General features: G+C 72.6%; 2 protein-coding genes and 1 pseudogene. 1 reads left to right on the top strand and 2 read right to left on the bottom strand.

The window, feature by feature from the left end; genetic code table 11:
- Window positions 1–43: 43 nt before the first annotated feature.
- Window positions 44–1,615 carry a methylmalonyl-CoA mutase gene (locus ACJA3G_RS33270; protein ID WP_406556760.1) on the bottom strand — a complete coding sequence of 524 codons (1,572 nt, stop codon included), beginning with the start codon at window positions 1,613–1,615 and terminating at the stop codon, window positions 44–46.
- Between the two features lie 93 nt (window positions 1,616–1,708).
- Here ACJA3G_RS33270 and ACJA3G_RS33275 point away from each other — a divergent pair, with 93 nt between their 5' ends.
- Window positions 1,709–2,596 carry a peptidoglycan-binding protein gene (locus ACJA3G_RS33275; protein WP_406556761.1) on the top strand — a complete coding sequence of 296 codons (888 nt, stop codon included), beginning with the start codon at window positions 1,709–1,711 and terminating at the stop codon, window positions 2,594–2,596.
- Window positions 2,597–2,853: 257 nt separating this feature from the next.
- Here the strand turns inward: ACJA3G_RS33275 and ACJA3G_RS33280 are convergent.
- Window positions 2,854–3,497: pseudogene (locus tag ACJA3G_RS33280) on the bottom strand (hypothetical protein); the annotation flags it as partial.

Consider the following 3,497-nt stretch of genomic DNA (forward strand, 5'->3'; position numbering starts at 1 on the left):
CCGCACACCTCCCCCACCGTCGCCCGCGCCGCCAGCGCCGTCCTCATCGGGTACAGGACGTTCGCCCGCACACCTCCCCCACCGTCGCCCGCGCCGCCAGCGCCGTCCTCATCGGGTACAGGACGTTCGCCGTGCCCTCGGCGGCCCGGCGCAACTCTTCCAGCGCCGCGGCCACCGCCGCCCCGTCGCGCTCCGCGCGCAGCCGCGCCAGCCGGGACGCCTGGCGCGCCTCGATCTCCGGGTCCACCCGCAGCGGCTCGTACGGCTCCTCCGCGTCCAGGCGGAACCGGTTCACCCCGACCACCACCCGCTCCCCGCTGTCCGTCTCCCGGGCGATCCGGTACGCCGAGCGCTCGATCTCCCCCTTCTGGAAACCCCGCTCGATCGCGCTCACCGCCCCGCCCAGGTCCTCGACCCGCTCCATCAGCGCCAGCGCCGCCGCCTCCACGTCGTCGGTCATGGACTCCACCACGTACGAACCGGCGAAGGGGTCGACGGTCGCCGTCACATCCGTCTCGTAGGCGAGGACCTGCTGCGTACGAAGGGCCAGGCGCGCGCTCTTCTCGGTGGGCAGCGCGATCGCCTCGTCGAAGGAGTTGGTGTGCAGCGACTGGGTGCCGCCCAGCACCGCCGCCAGGCCCTGCACGGCGACCCGGACGAGGTTCAGCTCGGGCTGCTGGGCGGTCAGCTGCACCCCGGCGGTCTGGGTGTGGAAGCGCAGCATCCACGACCTGGGGTCCTTCGCGCCGAAGTCCTCCCGCATCACCCGCGCCCAGATCCGGCGGGCCGCACGGAACTTGGCGACCTCCTCCAGGACCGTGGTGCGCGCGACGAAGAAGAACGACAGGCGCGGGGCGAACTCGTCCACGTCCATCCCGGCCGCGACCGCGGTCCGCACGTACTCGATGCCGTCGGCCAGGGTGAACGCGATCTCCTGCGCGGGCGTGGCCCCCGCCTCGGCCATGTGGTAGCCGGAGATCGAGATCGTGTTCCACTTCGGCATCTCGGCCCGGCAGTACCGGAAGACGTCCGCGACCAGCCGCAGCGACGGCTTGGGCGGGAAGATGTAGGTGCCGCGGGCGATGTACTCCTTGAGCACATCGTTCTGGATCGTGCCGGTCAGCCGGTCCGCGGGCACCCCCTGCTCCTCGGCGACCAGCTGGTACATCAGGAGCAGCAGCGCGGCCGGCGCGTTGATCGTCATGGAGGTCGAGACCTCGCCGAGCGGGATGCCGTCGAACAGGACCCGCATGTCCTCGACGGAGTCGACGGCCACCCCGACCTTGCCGACCTCGCCGTGCGCGAGCGGCGCGTCGCTGTCGTGGCCCATCTGGGTGGGCAGGTCGAAGGCGACCGACAGACCGGTGGTGCCGTGGGCGATGAGCCGGCGGTAGCGGGCGTTGGACTCGGCCGCCGTGCCGAAGCCGGCGTATTGGCGCATGGTCCAGGGGCGTGCCGTGTACATCATCGGGTAGACACCCCGGGTGAACGGATACCCGCCCGGCTCACCCAGCTGCCGGAGCGGGTCCCACCCGTCGAGGGCTTCCGGCCCGTAGACCGGGTCGAGAGGCAGACCGCTCTCGGTGCGCCGGGCACCGTCCGACTCGCGCGCCATGTGCTCCGCCTCGCTTCCTCGACGGGTTCTTGCAACCGTTCGGCCCGGGAAACAGTCTCTGGGGTCACCAGAGGGAATATCAGGGGGGCGACGATGCGCCGGATCCATCTCACCACTGTCATAGCCAGAACGCTCGCCGCGGCCACGGTCCTGACCGTCACCGCCGCGTGCGGTGCCCAGACCGACAAGGCGTCGGGGACCACCGCCGACCAGAAGCCCGCCGCGCAGGCGCCCGCCGCGGCGCCCGCGGCGGACACCGCCAACGATCACCAGCCCGAGACCGCCGGAATGGCGGACGCGGCGGTCGCCGCGTCCCACGCGGCCACCACCGCCGCCAGGCCCCAGCCGAAGGTGCTGATGGCGGCCGGTTCCAGTGGCGCGCGGGTCAAGGAGCTCCAGGCCCGGCTCGCCCAGGTCGGCTGGTTCGACGACACGCCGACGGGCACGTACGGCAGCGTCACCACCACCGCCGTCAAGGGCTTCCAGGGCAAGCGCGGCCTGCCCGCCACCGGCTCGGCCGACACCGCCACCTGGCAGCGGCTCGCCCAGATGACGACCAAGCCGACCCCGCAGGAGCTCCAGGGGAAGGCCGTCAACAAGCCGAAGACCAAGCTGGACAAGCGCTGTATGACCGGCCGCGTGCTGTGCATCAGCAAGACCACCCGCACGCTGAACTGGGTGGTCAACGGCAAGGTGCAGTCCTCGATGGACGTCCGGTTCGGCGCGCAGTACACGCCGACCCGCGAGGGCGTCTTCAAGGTCTTCCTGAAGAGCAGGAACCATGTGTCGTCGATCTACCACACGCCCATGCCGTACGCGATGTTCTTCAGCGGCGGCCAGGCCGTGCACTACTCGTCGGACTTCGCCAAGCGCGGGTACGCGGGCGCCTCGCACGGCTGTGTGAACGTGCGCGACAAGGCGAAGCTCGCGAAGCTCTTCGACCAGGTGAAGGTGAACGACAAGGTCGTCGTCTACTGGTGAGTGCCGTCCGGCGGGGAATGTCCTTTGCCGGTGGGCGGGCGGTCCGGCCCGGTGGCCCGGTCTTCGTGATCCGGTCGCCGGGCCGGCCGCTGTCCGGTCGCTGTCCGGCCGGAAGAGGGAGGGCGCGGGCGGGACCGGGGGAACGTGTCCCGCCCGCGCCGTTCGCGCCGAGCCTTGGGTACGGGGGGAACCCCGGCTCTGTGCGCCGCCGATGACCAGTCGGCTCACTTCCTACTGCGTCGGCGGGCCGAAAAGTGTCACACCTGTCGTTCGAGCCGGTGTGCGAGCGGCCGGCCGGCGCCCCCCACGGCCGCGTCCGCCGGGGCGAGCGCCGGGCGCGCGGGGTGCGGAAGGTGCGCGCGGGAGGCCGGCGGGACGTCCGGCACGGCGGGCGGCAGTGCCGGGCCGCTCAGGTCGGGAACGGCCGGCAGCCCCGGGAGCGCGGGCGAGCCGTCGGCGGGCGGGGTGGACCAGCTCACGGTAGGCAGTTTCAGGACAGAGCCGTCTCGGCCGCCCCGGCCGCCGGAGACACCGCCGTGACCGCCGGGTCCGTCCCCCTTGTCGTCACCGGAACCGCCGGAGTCGCCCTTGCCGCCCGAACCGCCCTTGCCGCCCTTGCCACCGGAGCCGCCCTTGCCGCCCCGCTCGGCCTGCTCGATCACACCGTCGCAGAACTGCTTCACCCGGGCGGCGCCCAGAGCGGCGATCTCCAGCCGGCGGCGGTGCGCCTGGTCGATGCGTCCGGCGCGGTAGTCGCGGCAGTACTCGACCTTCTTGGCCGCCCAGTCGCCCTGCTTGTCGCCGTCCGGGGTGCCCGGGTCCGGCGTCGTTTTCGGGGTCTGCGCGGTGCCCGGCGCGGTAGGGCCGGGCACCGCGCAGACCCCGAAAACGACGCCGGACC

The organism is Streptomyces sp. YS-3 (assembly GCF_045257485.1).
Classification (GTDB): Bacteria; Actinomycetota; Actinomycetes; order Streptomycetales; family Streptomycetaceae; genus Streptomyces.